This window comes from Protofrankia coriariae (assembly GCF_001017755.1).
GTDB classification, from domain to species: domain Bacteria; phylum Actinomycetota; class Actinomycetes; order Frankiales; family Frankiaceae; genus Protofrankia; species Protofrankia coriariae.
This window is the reverse complement of record NZ_JWIO01000010.1, coordinates 35,125-48,831: the sequence shown is the minus strand read 5'-3', so window position 1 is coordinate 48,831 and position 13,707 is coordinate 35,125. Positions and strand designations below refer to the sequence as shown.

The following is a 13,707-nucleotide window of genomic DNA, read 5'->3' as shown; positions in this document are numbered from 1 at the left end:
CGGGCCCGCCGCCGGCTCGACGAGGCGCTGACGGACGTCATCGCCCAGTACCGGCAACGGGGTGCCACCGACGGTGACCTGATGGCGCTGCTGCTGGCCGCCCGCGCCGACGGCGACCGCCCGGGCCTCACCGACCAGGAGATCCACGACGAGGCCATGGCGCTGTTCCTGGGCGGGGTGGAGACCGCGCGGGACGTGCTGAGCTGGACCTGTCACCTGCTCAGCCGGCACCCCGACATCCAGCAACGGCTCGCCGCCGAGGTGGACACGGTGCTGGCCGGCCGGCCCCCCGGCTATTCGGCGCTGGCCGACCTGGTCTACCTGCGGCAGGTTCTCACCGAGGCGCTGCGGCTGTTCCCACCGGGCTGGCTGCTGTCCCGGCGGACCATGACGGAACTCGTGCTCGGCGAACACCGGATACCACCCGGAAGCAACGTGCTGTTCTCCCTGCACGCCATCCAGCGTGATCCGGCGGTCTACACCGTTCCCGAGGTCTTCGACCCGGACCGGTGGAGTGACGAGGGCACCGCGGCCATCCCCCGTGTTTCCTTCCTCCCTTTCGGTGCGGGCAACCGGAGCTGTATCGGCGAGCCGTTCGCCTGGGCGGAAATGATGATTTTCATGGCGGCGGTCGTCGCCCGCTGGACGCTGCACCCGAAACCCGGTTACAAGGTGCGCCCGAGCCGCTCGACGATGCTCCAGCCCACACGCGTGCCACTCGTCGTCCAGGCCCGACGGCCCGCCGCCCGGACGGCCTGACCGGCCCCGCTCCCCACACACGTCCGACGTCCACATACGTTCGACGTCCACACACGTTCGACAATGGCCGGCCGACCGCCGGCCGATACCCAACCCGTACAAGGACATCCATATGAGACCGAGAAATCCGTCCGGCTGTACCACCTGGCTCCGCCGCGCGGCGGGTGCCGGGCTGGCCGGTGTGCTGCTCACCGCCTGTGGGTCGGGCGGCACGGGCGGCGCGGGTGCCGCCGGGGCCGTTCCGAAGCCCGGCGGCCGGCTGACCTTCGCGGTGACCTCCGACTTCGGCTGCCTCGACCCCCAGCAGGTCAGCTCGATCGACTCGGTCTACCCTGCACGTCAACTCGTGGACTCCCTGACCGACCAGGACCCGGCCACCGGAAAGATCGTCCCGTGGCTGGCCGAGCGATGGGAGATCAGCCCGGACGCGACGACGTTCACCTTCCACCTGCGTCCGGGCGCGACCTTCAGCGACGGCAGCCCGGTCGACGCCCGGGCCGTCAAGGCGAACTTCGACACCGCCGGGAAGCTCGGGACCATCGCCGCCCAGGCAGCCAGCTACCTGCAGGGCTACCGCGACACCACGATCGTCGACGACCTGACCGCCCGGGTGTCCTTCAGCAGGCCGGCGGCCCAGTTCCTGCAGGCGACCTCCACCCACACCCTCGGGCTGGTGTCCCCCGCCAGCACGGCGAAGCCTCCGGCCGAACGGTGTACGTCAGGCATCGTGGGCTCAGGACCGTTCACCCTGGGCAGCTACCAGAAGAACCAGTCGATCACGCTGAACAAGCGGGCCGACTACCGCTGGGGCTCGACGCTGTGGAAGCAGCAGGGGCCGGCCTACCTTGACCAGATCGTCTTCCAGGTCATCCCCGAGTCCGGGATCCGCAACGGCAGCCTGCGGTCCGGGGCGATCGACGGCGACTCCGCGGTGGCATCCCAGGACGAGGCGAGCCTGCGCACGGACGGCTTCACGCTGCAGTACCGCTCCGCCCCCGGCCTGCCCTACGGGTTCAGTGTGAACACCGGACGCTCGCCCCTCGACGACACGGCGGTGCGCCGCGCCGTCTCCCGGGCCATCAACCGGCAGGAGATCGTCAGCACCGTCCTCACCCCGCTGACAAAGCCGGTGACAAGCCCGCTGGCCAGTTCCACCCCCGGCTACGTGAACCTCGCGGCGGACCTCGTCTTCGCCCCCGACGAGGCAAGGAAACTGCTGGACGACGCCGGCTGGCGCCCGGGGCCGGACGGCATCCGCGTCAAGGACGGAAATCCCCTTCAGCTCACCGTCCAGTACTTCACCGGCCAGACGTCGGCAAAAGCGATACTGGAGCTGATCCAGCAGCAGTTGCGGGCCGTCGGCATCGCGGCGGCCCTGCACGAGGAACCGGTCACCAATGGCGGCAGGGTGGTCCAGGCGAAAGGCTACGACCTGCTCTGGGGGCACACCAAGGGAGCCGACCCCGACGTGCTGCGGGCCCAGTACTCAAGCACCGGCCTGAACTTCAACAACCTCAGGCCCGGCCCGCTGGACGACCTTCTCACCCGGCAGGCCGCCACCGCCGACCAGAACGCCCGCATGGCGCTCGTCAGACAGGCGCAGGAACTTATTCTCACCAACCAGTACAACGTCCCCGTCATCGAACTGACCGTCATCCTGGGTTTGTCCGCCAAGGTGCACGACGTTGTTCTGAACGCCGACGCCCGGCTGCAGTTCCACGACACCTGGAAATCCTGACGGCTCAACCCAGGTGCTCCGTTGTCTCGGCCGCCGGGCCGGGTGGCGGCGCCTTGCGCGCTTCCTCGCCCACCGGCCCGGCCTGATCGCCTCGATCCTCGTGGTGGCTGTCGTACTGGTCGCGGCGTTCGCGCCCGGTGCGTTGACCTCCGCGAACCCGATCGTCGGGATCCCCGCGGACAGGCTGCGCCCCCCGAGTGCCCAGCATCTGTTCGGAACCGATCAGCTCGGCCGCGACCTGTTCGCCCGGGTCGTGCACGGCGCGGCGCTCTCGCTGCGAACGACCATGATCGCCGTCGCGGTCGGGCTGGTCGCGGGATCCGCCATCGGTCTTGTCACCGGCTTCGCGGGCGGCCCGGCCGACGAGATCATCATGCGGGTCGTCGACGTGCTGCTCGCGATCCCGTCGCTGCTGCTGTCCCTGGCGCTGGTGACGGCGCTCGGGGTCGGGACGGTCAGCGTGGCGGTCGCCGTCGGAGTACCGACCGTCGCGAACTTCGCCCGGGTGATGCGGGCGGAGACGCTCCGGCTCCGTGGCGCAGTCTTCGTCGAGGCCGCCCGGTGCGCGGGCGTCCGGTGGGGGCAGGTACTCAGTCGGCACGTCCTGCCGCATGCGTGTGGCCCGGTGACGGCCCTCGCGGCCCTGGAGTTCGGCGCCGCGATCCTCACGGTCTCGGGTCTGAGCTTCCTCGGCTACGGTGCCGCCCCACCCACCCCCGAATGGGGTTCACTGGTGGCGAACGGCCGTAACTACCTGGCCACGTCGTGGTGGTTGTCCACCCTGCCGGGCCTGACAATCACGCTCACGGTGCTGGCGACCAACCGCATCGCCCGCGCGCTCGACGGCGAATGGGCGCGGGCCTGGTGAAGCGTCCGGACGCAGACGGACGCAGACGGACGCAGACGCGCCGAACGGTACCGGCGGCGTGCCGCCGACCGCGGCCACGAACCCGGCCGCACGGATATTGAAGATCGACAACTTGCCGGACGACCCATCCACCGGGCAGGCCGCTTCCCGGCGGATCTCCGGTCACCTGTCACCGCCATGAGATCACCGTCGCATCAGGAGCGGCCCGCCCAGAAGGTGCCCTGCCCGACCATCTCGACATTCGTCCGCGCGAGCGTGATGTGCTTGGCCACCCTGTGGATGTCAAGGAAACAGCTGTCCAGCCGGCTGGCGGCATACCGGGAACTCCATCCCGGCCAGGTCGTAGAGCGTGTCCACGGCGGACACGGTGTTCTCACCCACGGCCGCGGCCGTCAGACGGATCAGAGCGCTGAGGTCATCCCCGCCGTTCCCGCCACCCGCCGCAGCCTGATCGGCACCGTCGTTCTCGCAGGCGACGGGACGGTCGGGAACTATCGGTGCGCCGCGTCGTTCTGGGTGGCGTCGAGGAAGGCGAGCAGGCGGTCGTTGACGTCGCTGCCGTGTTCGAAGCCGGGTCCGTGCCCGACGCCGGGGAGAGAATATCGGTGTGGAGGTGCGGCACCAGCCTGGCCCGCATCCCGGGCGCTCCCGGGATGCGGCAGCGGGCCGCGTTCACCACGGTCAGCGTCAGGAGTACGTCCATCTGCTGCCAGGGACACGCACTGCCGGGAACACCATCGAGATCATTAGGGTCATTCGCACCGCGGTGGAGGTGGCCCAGTGAGCGCCGAGCCGATCATCCTCTTGGATCCTGCCACGGATGCGGGGTTGATTGTCGCCGCTACCGAACATACGTTCGCATGCCAGATGCAGACCTTCGCATGGGCGGCGGCCAACACCAACCTGCCGGCCAGCGAGCGGGCCATAGCCCGGGCCATGACTGGACGCGCCCGGGCCGTGTCCCCGTTGACACAGGCCCAGATGAACGCGCAACTCCACCAGACCGGAGGAAGCCGATGAGCGCGATCCCGTTCCCATTCGACGACGACGAAGGCGTCATCGACGGCCCCGACGGGCCGGTCGTCAACCTCGGCCTGGATCCGAAGACCGACCGGGAACTGATCGCGCTCAGCCGACTCCACGACATCCTCAGCGAGACCTCGGCCATGCGCGCGCAGGCCGCGGACCCCGCGCTGGACGACGTGTGCCGGGCCGAAGCCCGAGGATGGATCAAAGCCGCCCACGCGATCTTCTCCGTGGTCGACGACCTACCCGACGGCGCCCTGTGAGCCGGACGTGACGTCCTCCCCCGCGCGAACGCGGGGGATTCCAACTACACGAAAGCTGGTTCGCGTTGTCGAGGTTCGCGGTTCGGGCCGCACCGGGTCGACCCGGTGGAGCTTCATCCGTGTCGGGCCGGGGGAACCCGTGCCGGGCTGGGATGACGGGGAGGAGCTGATCGCCGGCGCGAACGCCCTGCGTCAACGCACGCCGGTGGAGCCGTCCGACCCCGCGTTGGTCATGTACACGTCGGGAACGACCGGGCGCGCCAAGGGAGTGGTGCTCACGCACGCCAACCTGTGGTGGCACAACGTCGGAATCGTCCTGGCACTCGATATCGCCCACGACGACGTGTCGCTGGTGTGCGCGCCGATGTTCCACATCGGCGCACTGAACGTCACGACGATCGCGACATGGATCAAGGGCGGAAGGCTGGTCATCCACCAGGCCTTCGAGCCGCAGGCGGTGCTGGAGAGCCTGGAACGCGAGCGGGTCACCACCATGTTCGGCGTCCCGGTCATGTGTGAGGCGCTCTCGGCCCTGCCCGGGTTCGACGCGGCTGACCTCTCCGCCCTCCGACTGATCATTACGGGGGGTGCGCCGGTGCCCATCGGGCTGATCCGTCGCTTCCAGGAGCGCGGCGTCGACCTGGCCCAGGGCTACGGGCTGACCGAGGCCGCGCCGGTGGCGTCCTTCCTCACCGCCGAGAACGCCGCGCGCAAGATCGGCTCCGCCGGGCGGCCCCTGCTGCTGTGCGATGCGCGGGTCGTGGACGCAACCGGGGCTCCGGTGCCCCCGGGCGTGCACGGCGAGATCGAGCTCCGGGGCCCGAACGTGACCCCGGGATACCTCGATGATCCGGAGAACACAGCGCTGGCTTTCAACGGCCAGTGGCTGCGGACCGGAGATGGCGGCCGCCTCGACGACGAGGGCTTCGTATTCGTCTCCGACCGCATCAAAGACATGATCATTTCGGGCGGCGAGAACGTCTACCCCGCGGAGGTGGAGGAGGCGCTGTTCGACCATCCCGCCGTGGCCGAGGTGGCGGTCATCGGGACGCCCGATCCCAGGTGGGGCGATGGCGTCTGCGCGGTCGTCGTGCCGAAGCCGGGGGCCACCATGGGCCTGGAGGAGCTGCGCACCTTCGCCGCTCGACGCATCGGACGCTACAAGCTCCCCCGACGGCTGGAGCTCGTCGAAGCCGTACCACGGAACGCCACCGGCAAGGTGCTCAAGACCGAACTGCGCAAGCGCTACGCCTGACTCACGGTCCCGGCATCACGGTGCCGGGACCGTGAGTCAGGATCACCGCGATGTGGAGGTCTACGAAGCTACGAAGGATCGGGTGCGCCTGTAGGTCTTCAAGGAGAACCACACGATCCTTCACGAGATCGACACGCGAGACGCAGTGGACTGCCTCACGGCCTTCAACAGCTATGTCATCATGACCAGCGCCGCGAACGACAGGTTCGGGTGGCCGGCCGGGCTGTCGTCAGTCGGCCGGTAGGCCGTAAGAGCTCACCAGATCTCCCGTTCCCTGATCGACGAACCGCCACAGCCGGGAGATCTTCCGCTCGGAGAAGCGGCGGCAGGCATGTTCGCGGCGAGTACCCTCACACGTCGATCGGGCACGGCCAGGAGGCGGAGCTGGGCACGGCGGTCCGTAGCCGCGCACGAAGCCACCGGGCCGCAGGTGAACCGGGAGGAGTGGGGGCATGCCCTGCTTACCCTGTCCGCGGCGTTGATCCGCCGGGACCATCCGGAACCGGAAGAGGCTGCCCGGGTCGACGTCCAGGTCCTGGACGTCGTCGACGGCGCCATCCCACCCACACCGTGACCCAGCGCCCCGGGGAGATGCTGGGCATGCTGGCGGACTATCGGACCCTGCCCGCCGTGGTCGACTTCGGGGGGATCGGGGGATCGCCCCCCGGAAAACATCGCGGCCCGCCGGGAAGCTGGACGGAGTCCAGCGACCACGGCGGGCCAGCTCGTGGAGGTGGCGGGAATCGAACCCTCCCAGGAGCCGGATGGAAACGAGTGACAGTAGGCGGAAGTGCCTGTGCCGCAACGGGTTTCGACTCGGAAACGAGTGCGCGCGACCGGCCGCGAACCCGGAAAATCGGAACCGGCGTGCGCACCACGTGCGCACCAGCACCCGCGGCAGACGGCTTCCTAGCGGTGTGACGCTCCGTGACGTGCGCCGGGCCGCCTCGCTGTCCGGCGAGGCCTAGCGCACGTTCACACCGCCAGACCGCGCCGATCAGCCCCGGGTCCAGCGGCCGTTGGACCATCGCGAGCGACTCGGCCAGATCTCATGGTTCGGGTCCCACCAGAGGACATGGAAGACGTTCCCGACGCGCAGACCGTAGATCCGGATCGGCCCACCATGCCGAAGGCGCGAGACACGGTCTTGGTCGTCGAGGCCGAGCCGTTCCCACCGCCTGCTGGCCTCGCCGTTGGGGAATCCCCGCTGGAGGGAGTAGTCCTTCCCCGGTTCCTCGCCGTTGTCGAACAGCTCGTGCATGGTCATGGTCTCGAACCACTTGAGGTGCTCGCGGAGCCCGGCCCACACCTCAGGCGTGATCGCCCACGGACCTTCGGTGTCCGCGAGGTTGAACCGCCAGCAGATCCGCGCAGAACTCGCGCTTTCGTCGGGCACCCTGGAGGCGCGTCGGGGTGCTTCGTGCTGCTTCGACGGGATCGTGACAGCGGGGGGCTTCTTGGGTCGTCGCCCCTTGCCCATCAGTCTTCGGGAACCGTCGAGCCGCGGACAGGCTCGCTTGGGCTGCCCTCCTGGAGCAGGGAACCGTAGTAGTCGGCCATGACCGCGGGATCGATGACCTCGGAGCCCCGCTCAAGCGGTTGCAGCCCCTGACGTGCTTCCTGCCAGGGCCGTTCGCTGTGCGACAGGACGCTGAGCTGCTGGGCGGTGAAGTCCCCGTAGGCGTTCAGCACCTCGTCGATGCTCTCGCGCTGCGCGTCAGTGAGCGCGTCGATGCGGCCCCCGGGCCAGGGTGCTTCCACCGTGTACCGGCCGCGGTGCTTGGCGTAGAGGGCTGGGACGACAGGGCCGTTGGCCCAGGCTTCGATCGGCTCGGGGAACAGGACCTCGTCGTCCCAGACGAAGTGCCAGGCCTGCGAGTAGTAGACGAGCTTCTGGAGCTTCATGGCGGTCATGGGGCCCGCCTTGTCGAGGATGTAGGCGGCGACGTCGTGCACGGATGGCATCTGCCCAGCACCTCCCCCCGGTGGTCGCGTCCGACGCGGCGACACTGGAACAACGCCAGATCTACTATCCATCATTTCCCCCCTTGATACTGCGTAGAACACGCTGCAACGTAGCAGGTTCCGTTCATCACCTAGCCCGGATGAGCTGGTCGCGGAAGCCGACGATCTGGCCCAGCGCGGTGAACAGGCAGGCGAGGGCTTGGTGCTCGTTCATGCGGATGCCCGGACCGCGTCGGGATGGCACCGGGGGCACGGGACACCGCCAGGACGGCCGGTGTCCGTCCGGAACGACACGTTGGCCTCCAGGACAGCCGGGGCGTGGCCCATGTCCCCGCCGCAGGAGCCGCACCACGGGGGCACGCTCGCGCTGGCCGTACGGGGCGGGGGTGCCATCCATCCCGTCCAGCCCGGTTCGGCTGTTCTGGTGGTGTCTGGGCGGCATTCCGGGCATGTCCCGTCGGGGCGGAACCTGGCGGCCGGGTGGGTGAGGCACACCAGCTTGGACGGGTCCCCGGCCGGGCCGGACGCGGTGGCCTTGGCCATCTCCTCGTCCAGGGCCCGGCGGGACCGCTCCCGGTCGGTCTCCCTGCGCGGCCGGCGGGCGTTGGCGGTCATGTGCACGGGCCAGCCGGAGCTGGACGCCGCGGGCGGGACCACCGCCGGCAGGAACCGGGTGGGAGCCGCCTCGACCGCCGTCCGCAGGTAGGCGGCTGGGTCCGACACGGCACGCGGGGTGCCGTCCTTCGCCCGCAGCACCATCGCCACACCCTTCCCGGCGAGATCCCGGTCGATCGTCCGGCCGGTGTGCTCGAGCACCGCGTCGATGAGGACCTGGACCAGGTCGACGGCCGAGCCGACAGCGGGAGTCGCAGTTGGAACAGTTGAAACACGGGTGTGGGTGCCGTCGTCATCAGCGGCCCCCTCGACGGCGTCCGCCTGCCGTACGCCGTCCGGTTGGGCTTGGCGGACGCAGTCCAGCAGCACCGTCACAGGGTCGACACCCGGCGGGAGTTCCCCGCCCAGCTCCTCAGCGAGCACACCCGGCTCGACACCTGCGGCGAGGCGGTCGGCGACCGCGTCCACCAGCTGGTGACGTGCGGCACTGTCGAGCACCACCCCGAAGCCGATCACCTCACGGTCGACCAGCGATTCCGCGGTGAGCATCCACGGGCCGGAAGCCGACGACGGAACCGCTGATCCCTCGTCCCTCTCGCTGCCTGTAGTGGAGCCGGCCGGGCTGGGGTCGGGAGAGGGCGTCGAGGGGTGAGGGTCCGGCGAGGCGGTACCGGCCACGGCGGGAGGCGGGCTGACGGTCACAGCCCGGGGGTTATCCACATGATGATTTTGTTCGCGCGCGTGCGCGAGATCATCATCATCAAAATGTTCTTCTAAGAACTGATCTTCTGAGAGTTGGTCTTCTTGATGACCGACCGGTTTCCATGAGACGGCAGACCGTGAGACGGAAACCGGTAGCACGGTCCGCGTGCTCGGTTCGTCGCCATCCGTCGATACGTCCAGGTCGGACCGTGTTACCGGATCCGGTAGTACGGTGGCTGTGCCCGAGTCGTCGCGTTCCGGAACATCCCTGACAATCCAGGGTTCCGATGTCCACCGGCCGCCGTCTCTGCGGACGCGCCGTGGTCGGGCGAGGTATCCGGTCGCCACCAGCCCTTTCAGGGCGTTGTCGACCGCGCGGCGGCCGTCCTGCGGGAACGCCTGCCGGATCGTCTCCGTGGTGACCTCGTATCCGTCCCGGTGAGACAGCAGCCACGCGAGGATGCCGCGGGCAAGGCCGGACAGGTCCCGGTTGCGCACGATGGCGTTGGGGACGCGGGTGTAGCTGGCCGTGCTGGTGCGGATGACCTTCATCGCATCACCGGCCGGGAGCGAGCGAGAGTGCGGCGCCTCGGGTCGGGCAGGCTGCCGCGGGCAGAATGAACCACGGGTCGTGAGCCCTTCTTGCGAAAGGGTGATCGGCTAAGGGCCCGTTCCGGTGTTGCTGCACTGGGCGGGCCCGCTTCATGCGTGGGTGGGGCGGGTCAGCTACGCCTGGCGGCCCACGCCCGGATCTCATCCGCCACCCACAGCCGCGCGTGGTGCAGCCGGTAGGCGGCAGCGGGTAGGCCCTGTAGCCCAAGTACCTCGTGTGGACGCACCCCGAGGTACTCGGCGACGTCGGCCGCCGCCCACATCTCGGGTAGCGACTCGGCCGCGACATCCCGGACGGCTTCGGGCCGGTGGATGGCGATCCAGTTTTCGACGTCCGCGGGATGCCAGAACGGCACCGCGCCTTGCAGGCCGCGAGCGGCAGGCAGGGGGAATGCTCCGGTCTTGGTGAGCTGGCGGGCACGCTCACGGGAGATCCCGAGCCGGGCCGCGATGTCGCTGGTGGTCCAGAACTGCGGCTCATCTGGTCGGGTCACACCTCCAATCGTGGCATGGCGCAGACACATACGGTTGCGCTATCAGGTGGCACAAGACCACTATTGCGCTTGTGCCACTGTATGCCCTAACGTCAACGGCGACCACTTCGACCAAGGAGGACACGTGAGCGACCAAGACGGGATCGACCCGCTGATCAGTCCTGGTCAGGCCGTCGCGCTACTACGCGACAAGGGCCTGAACGTCGACGCCCGGACCCTCCGCCGGTGGGCGACCTCCGGGCGCATCCCCGCCCGCAAGATCCCATCCGGCCAGTTCCGCTACCGGCGCAGTGACGTACTCGTGATCGCGGACGACCTCACCGGCGCAGCCTGACCCGCAACGCAAGGCAGCCCCGAACCGGTGATTCCAGCACCGGCCGGGGCCTACGGACCACCTGACAAGGCAGGAGACCCGCACCTGATGTTGTACCGCCCGATCCGCCTCACCGTCCGCCAGCGCCTGGCCCACCAGGCCCGCCGTGTCGCTCTCACCGCGGCCACCCGGGTGCTCGACCTGGTCGCCCCGGCCGAGGTCGCCCCGGCGCTGCCCGCCGCCGTCCCGGCCGCAGTCGAGCCGAAGCCGACCATTCCCGCGCTGTTCGCCCCGGGCGAGCTGCCCGACGTCGAGGTGATCGACGCCGCGGCGGTCGCGTTCGACCGGGCCGCCGACCTCGCCCGCATCGCAGACCGAGGCAAGCGGAAGGCCCGGCGGCTGCTCGACCGGCTCCCGGACGGGGTGTACGGCCGGGTGACCGTCGAGCGGGTGCCCTCGGCGAAGACCACCCCAGACATGGAGCAGATCCGCGCCGACTACGCCCGCGCCGGACTCGGTGACGTGCCGATGAAGCCGGTCGCGCCGACGCTGAAAGTCACCGTGGCCCCGGCCGCGCCGGTCGAGCTGGTGGCCGCCTGATGAGCACCGACGACCTGTTCGCCAGCCACCCCGACCTGATCGAACTGGAAGCGGACAACGCCTACAGCGCCGGTTTCCTCGCCGTCGCCGCAGCGATCCGCGCCTACGAGGATGCCGCGGCCAACCCCGACATCCCCCCGATCCCCCGCCTGATCATGATCTACATAGCGCGAGGCGCCGAACTCGCCGTCCAAGCCCTCATCGACTGCCTCAACGACGACGGAGACGAGCTCGCTCTCCTGCACGGCTGGCTGGTCACGATCGCCAAAGACCCGACCGAACGCGTCGACATCCGAAGGGCTCGGGAGTGGGAGGCGGCCGGGTACCGGACAGCCCTGAACATGATCACCCGCCTGCCCATCTTCGAGGACCTCGGTCTCGCCAAGGTAGCTGGGGGTGCCCGGTGACCACGCCGATCCTGCCCGACTTCCCGCCGGTCGACCCGGCGTTCGTAGAGCCCACGGTCGCTGACCTGACCGAAGCGTCCGGACGGGTGGCCCAGTACGGGCCGAACGCGGTCCGCGTCACCACGTTCATGCTCGTCACGGACGCTCTGACAGGTGCGTTGACCCGCGGCAGCATGAGCGAGCTCGTTCGGTCGGTGCGTCAGCTTGCCGCCGTGGACCGGGCGGTTATCGCGTACCAGCGGGGCGAACTCATCACCGGTGAGGCTGGCGACGTGCCAGTACCGGCCGTCCCGCCCGCGGCCGCCGAGTACGCGGTGACGACCGCGGCCGGCGCCGACGTCGACGACGACGACGACGAGCAGGAGCTCGACAGCGAACCCGAGCAGATCGTCACCATCGACTACTGCGAGGACTGCGGTAACCGGGTCCCTGACTGCGCGTGCACCGGTGACGACCAGGTCGACGCCAGCACGGACGGCCTGGACTACGTCGACCTGGACGACGTCGGCGCGATCGTCCGGCTGGCCACCGGTGTCACGCTCCACGTGGCTCCGTACGCGCTCGGCCCGGGCGAGGTGGGCTACGTCGGCGCCACAATCCGGCTACCAGGCGACCGGCGGACGCTGATCCTGATGAACCGCGCCGAGCTGGACGCCTTCAATGCTGCCCTCGACACTGCGGCGCGGGTCTCGTTCGACGAGGTGCCGGCTGTCCCTCCGGCGGTGGCCGAGTACGCGGTCATGCGGACGGCCGATGGTGACGTCACCCTGACGGCCACCGTCCAGCCGGCGGACGCCGACGGCGACGTGACGGCGGTCGACGTGGCCCGGGCGACGGTGGCCGAGTGGACCGCGGCCGGCATCCCTGCCCGCCTCGTTGGCACCGACGGCGTGGTGGTCCCTCCCGCGGTGGCCGAGTACGCGGTGGTGACCGCGGCCGGCGGTGACGTCACCCTGATCTCCGTCGTCGACGTGGACGACCCGACCGAGCCGGCTGCGGCTGCCGAGTCCGCCGACGCCGGCGCAGTGTCCGCCGCTGTCCTCGATGGTGTCGCGTGCCTCTTCTGCGGCGCGGACCTGACCGTGCCCGGTGTCGTCTCCGTGCCGGCCGGTGTCGTGGACGGACGCCAGGTGTTCGCCTGCCAGATGCACACAGGCTCCGCCGACGGCGACGTGGCGGAGGTGACCCGGTGAGCCGGCCGTGTGGAGTGTGCGACGGGCTCGGCGTGGTGGACGGTGCGTCGTGCCCGACCTGCTTCCCGCGGGCCCGTACCGCCGAGCGCGGTGCGAGGAAGAGCCCGAAGGCGGTCACGATCCCGACGTCGGTCAAGGAGCTCAAGAACCTGATCGGCAAGAAGCGGATCGACAAGACGAAGAGCAAGGACGGGATGACGACCCGGGACCGGCTCACCGGCCGGGAGACGGTGACGCTCACCCCCGCCCAGCGGCGGGAGCTTGCCCGGCGTCAGGCCGCGGCGAAGAAGAGAGGCAGGCGATGAACGGGGAACGGCTGTACCGCATCCGCTGGGCCGTCCGCGCCGTGCTGGGCCTTGGGCTGGCTGCGTCGATCGCGGCGAACGTCCTTGCTGCCCGGCCGTCGGTCCCCGGCCGGGTCATCGCCGCATGGTCGCCGGTCGCGTTGCTGCTGACCATCGAACTGATCTCCCGGGTGCCGGTGCACCGGCCGTCACTGGCGTGGGTGCGCCGGGGTGCCACCGCGGTCATCTCCGGGATCGCCGCGTGGGTCTCGTACTGGCACATGGTCGAGGTCTGCTCCCGCTACGGGGAGACGGCCACGTCGGCGCATCTGATCCCGTTCTCGGTTGACGGCCTGGTGGTCGTGGCGTCGGTGTGCCTGGTCGAGATCGGCGGGCAGGTGCGGGCGGACGCGGCCGGGGTGGCCGACCCTGCCCTCGAGGCCATGGCGAACCCTCAACCCCTGATTGAGACTCACGCCGGCGAATCGGAGATCGTCGACAGCCCCGGCTATGACCGTGACCCGCAACTGGCCGGCACGGTCGAGCCACTGAATCCGGCAGTGGATGAGCCGTCCGGGCCACCAGCCGAGCCACCGAGCCATGCCAGCGGCTC

The 13,707-nt window shown here is 69.7% G+C and carries 18 protein-coding genes (1 of these 18 only partly in view); 13 read left to right on the top strand and 5 right to left on the bottom strand.

Annotated elements, in window-relative coordinates:
* The 3 genes from FrCorBMG51_RS08570 to FrCorBMG51_RS08560 form a co-directional block, all read left to right on the top strand.
* Positions 1 to 759, top strand: partial view of a cytochrome P450 gene (locus FrCorBMG51_RS08570; protein WP_047222561.1) — the 3' portion only. It extends 633 nt beyond the left edge of the window; only the last 759 of its 1,392 coding nucleotides appear in the window; the start codon falls outside the window, past its left edge; the stop codon is at positions 757 to 759.
* 112 nt (positions 760 to 871) lie between these two features.
* A complete protein-coding gene (locus tag FrCorBMG51_RS08565; protein WP_052914487.1) occupies positions 872 to 2,497 on the top strand; it encodes an ABC transporter substrate-binding protein in 1,626 nt (541 codons plus the stop codon).
* A gap of 13 nt (positions 2,498 to 2,510) precedes the next feature.
* On the top strand, positions 2,511 to 3,365 hold the full coding sequence (locus FrCorBMG51_RS08560; RefSeq protein WP_047222560.1) for an ABC transporter permease: 855 nt from the start codon (positions 2,511 to 2,513) through the stop codon (positions 3,363 to 3,365).
* Positions 3,366 to 3,856: 491 nt separating this feature from the next.
* Here the strand turns inward: FrCorBMG51_RS08560 and FrCorBMG51_RS30900 are convergent, their stop codons facing one another.
* On the bottom strand, positions 3,857 to 4,084 hold the full coding sequence (locus FrCorBMG51_RS30900) for a hypothetical protein (RefSeq protein WP_235433435.1): 228 nt from the start codon (positions 4,082 to 4,084) through the stop codon (positions 3,857 to 3,859).
* A 61-nt stretch (positions 4,085 to 4,145) separates the two neighbouring features.
* Between FrCorBMG51_RS30900 and FrCorBMG51_RS08555 the strand changes: the two genes are divergently transcribed.
* From FrCorBMG51_RS08555 to FrCorBMG51_RS28070, 4 genes are all read left to right on the top strand, one after another.
* Positions 4,146 to 4,385 (top strand): hypothetical protein, encoded by a 240-nt coding sequence (locus tag FrCorBMG51_RS08555; protein WP_047222559.1) that lies wholly within the window; start codon positions 4,146 to 4,148, stop codon positions 4,383 to 4,385.
* Entirely contained in the window at positions 4,382 to 4,654 is a 273-nt protein-coding gene (locus FrCorBMG51_RS08550) for a hypothetical protein (RefSeq protein WP_047222558.1), read from the top strand. The genes FrCorBMG51_RS08555 and FrCorBMG51_RS08550 overlap by 4 nt, the downstream gene beginning before the upstream one ends.
* Positions 4,655 to 4,793: 139 nt before the next feature.
* Complete coding sequence (locus tag FrCorBMG51_RS08545; protein WP_052914486.1) at positions 4,794 to 5,909, top strand: AMP-binding protein; 1,116 nt, start codon at positions 4,794 to 4,796, stop codon at positions 5,907 to 5,909.
* 430 nt (positions 5,910 to 6,339) lie between these two features.
* Positions 6,340 to 6,483, top strand: coding sequence for a hypothetical protein (locus FrCorBMG51_RS28070; protein ID WP_157180436.1), 144 nt, complete (start codon positions 6,340 to 6,342; stop codon positions 6,481 to 6,483).
* 423 nt (positions 6,484 to 6,906) lie between these two features.
* Here FrCorBMG51_RS28070 and FrCorBMG51_RS08535 read toward each other — a convergent pair whose 3' ends face one another.
* From FrCorBMG51_RS08535 to FrCorBMG51_RS26505, 4 genes are all read right to left on the bottom strand, one after another.
* Entirely contained in the window at positions 6,907 to 7,305 is a 399-nt protein-coding gene (locus FrCorBMG51_RS08535; protein ID WP_047222556.1) for a hypothetical protein, read from the bottom strand.
* An 83-nt stretch (positions 7,306 to 7,388) separates the two neighbouring features.
* The gene (locus FrCorBMG51_RS08530; RefSeq protein ID WP_047222555.1) at positions 7,389 to 7,874 is read right to left on the bottom strand and encodes a Panacea domain-containing protein; all 486 of its coding nucleotides are present in this window, start codon (positions 7,872 to 7,874) and stop codon (positions 7,389 to 7,391) included.
* Positions 7,875 to 8,084: 210 nt separating this feature from the next.
* Positions 8,085 to 9,743 carry a hypothetical protein gene (locus FrCorBMG51_RS30895; RefSeq protein ID WP_047222554.1) on the bottom strand — a complete coding sequence of 553 codons (1,659 nt, stop codon included), beginning with the start codon at positions 9,741 to 9,743 and terminating at the stop codon, positions 8,085 to 8,087.
* A gap of 170 nt (positions 9,744 to 9,913) precedes the next feature.
* Positions 9,914 to 10,297 (bottom strand): helix-turn-helix transcriptional regulator, encoded by a 384-nt coding sequence (locus FrCorBMG51_RS26505; protein ID WP_162233186.1) that lies wholly within the window; start codon positions 10,295 to 10,297, stop codon positions 9,914 to 9,916.
* Between the two features lie 124 nt (positions 10,298 to 10,421).
* Between FrCorBMG51_RS26505 and FrCorBMG51_RS08515 the strand changes: the two genes are divergently transcribed.
* The 6 genes from FrCorBMG51_RS08515 to FrCorBMG51_RS28065 form a co-directional block, all read left to right on the top strand.
* On the top strand, positions 10,422 to 10,631 hold the full coding sequence (locus tag FrCorBMG51_RS08515; protein WP_047222553.1) for a helix-turn-helix domain-containing protein: 210 nt from the start codon (positions 10,422 to 10,424) through the stop codon (positions 10,629 to 10,631).
* 87 nt (positions 10,632 to 10,718) lie between these two features.
* Positions 10,719 to 11,210, top strand: a complete 492-nt coding sequence (locus FrCorBMG51_RS08510; RefSeq protein WP_047222552.1) for a hypothetical protein — start codon at positions 10,719 to 10,721, stop codon at positions 11,208 to 11,210.
* Positions 11,210 to 11,617: a hypothetical protein gene (locus FrCorBMG51_RS08505; protein ID WP_047222551.1), complete on the top strand. Its 408-nt coding sequence runs from the start codon at positions 11,210 to 11,212 to the stop codon at positions 11,615 to 11,617. The genes FrCorBMG51_RS08510 and FrCorBMG51_RS08505 overlap by 1 nt, the downstream gene beginning before the upstream one ends.
* Positions 11,614 to 12,810 (top strand): hypothetical protein, encoded by a 1,197-nt coding sequence (locus FrCorBMG51_RS08500; protein WP_047222550.1) that lies wholly within the window; start codon positions 11,614 to 11,616, stop codon positions 12,808 to 12,810. The genes FrCorBMG51_RS08505 and FrCorBMG51_RS08500 overlap by 4 nt, the downstream gene beginning before the upstream one ends.
* On the top strand, positions 12,807 to 13,115 hold the full coding sequence (locus FrCorBMG51_RS08495) for a hypothetical protein (RefSeq protein ID WP_139342368.1): 309 nt from the start codon (positions 12,807 to 12,809) through the stop codon (positions 13,113 to 13,115). Before FrCorBMG51_RS08500 ends, FrCorBMG51_RS08495 begins: the two co-directional genes overlap by 4 nt.
* Positions 13,112 to 13,707 (top strand): DUF2637 domain-containing protein (locus tag FrCorBMG51_RS28065; protein WP_157180441.1); only part of this gene is annotated, 596 nt, incomplete at its 3' end. The genes FrCorBMG51_RS08495 and FrCorBMG51_RS28065, both read left to right, overlap by 4 nt.

Coding starts and splice junctions, on each gene's coding strand:
- FrCorBMG51_RS08565 (WP_052914487.1), top strand. CDS start 872: ATGAGACCGAGAAATCCGTCCGGCTGTACCACCTGGCTCCGCCGCGCG.
- FrCorBMG51_RS08550 (WP_047222558.1), top strand. CDS start 4,382: ATGAGCGCGATCCCGTTCCCATTCGACGACGACGAAGGCGTCATCGAC.
- FrCorBMG51_RS08530 (WP_047222555.1), bottom strand. CDS start 7,874: ATGCCATCCGTGCACGACGTCGCCGCCTACATCCTCGACAAGGCGGGC.
- FrCorBMG51_RS30895 (WP_047222554.1), bottom strand. CDS start 9,743: ATGAAGGTCATCCGCACCAGCACGGCCAGCTACACCCGCGTCCCCAAC.
- FrCorBMG51_RS08510 (WP_047222552.1), top strand. CDS start 10,719: ATGTTGTACCGCCCGATCCGCCTCACCGTCCGCCAGCGCCTGGCCCAC.
- FrCorBMG51_RS08505 (WP_047222551.1), top strand. CDS start 11,210: ATGAGCACCGACGACCTGTTCGCCAGCCACCCCGACCTGATCGAACTG.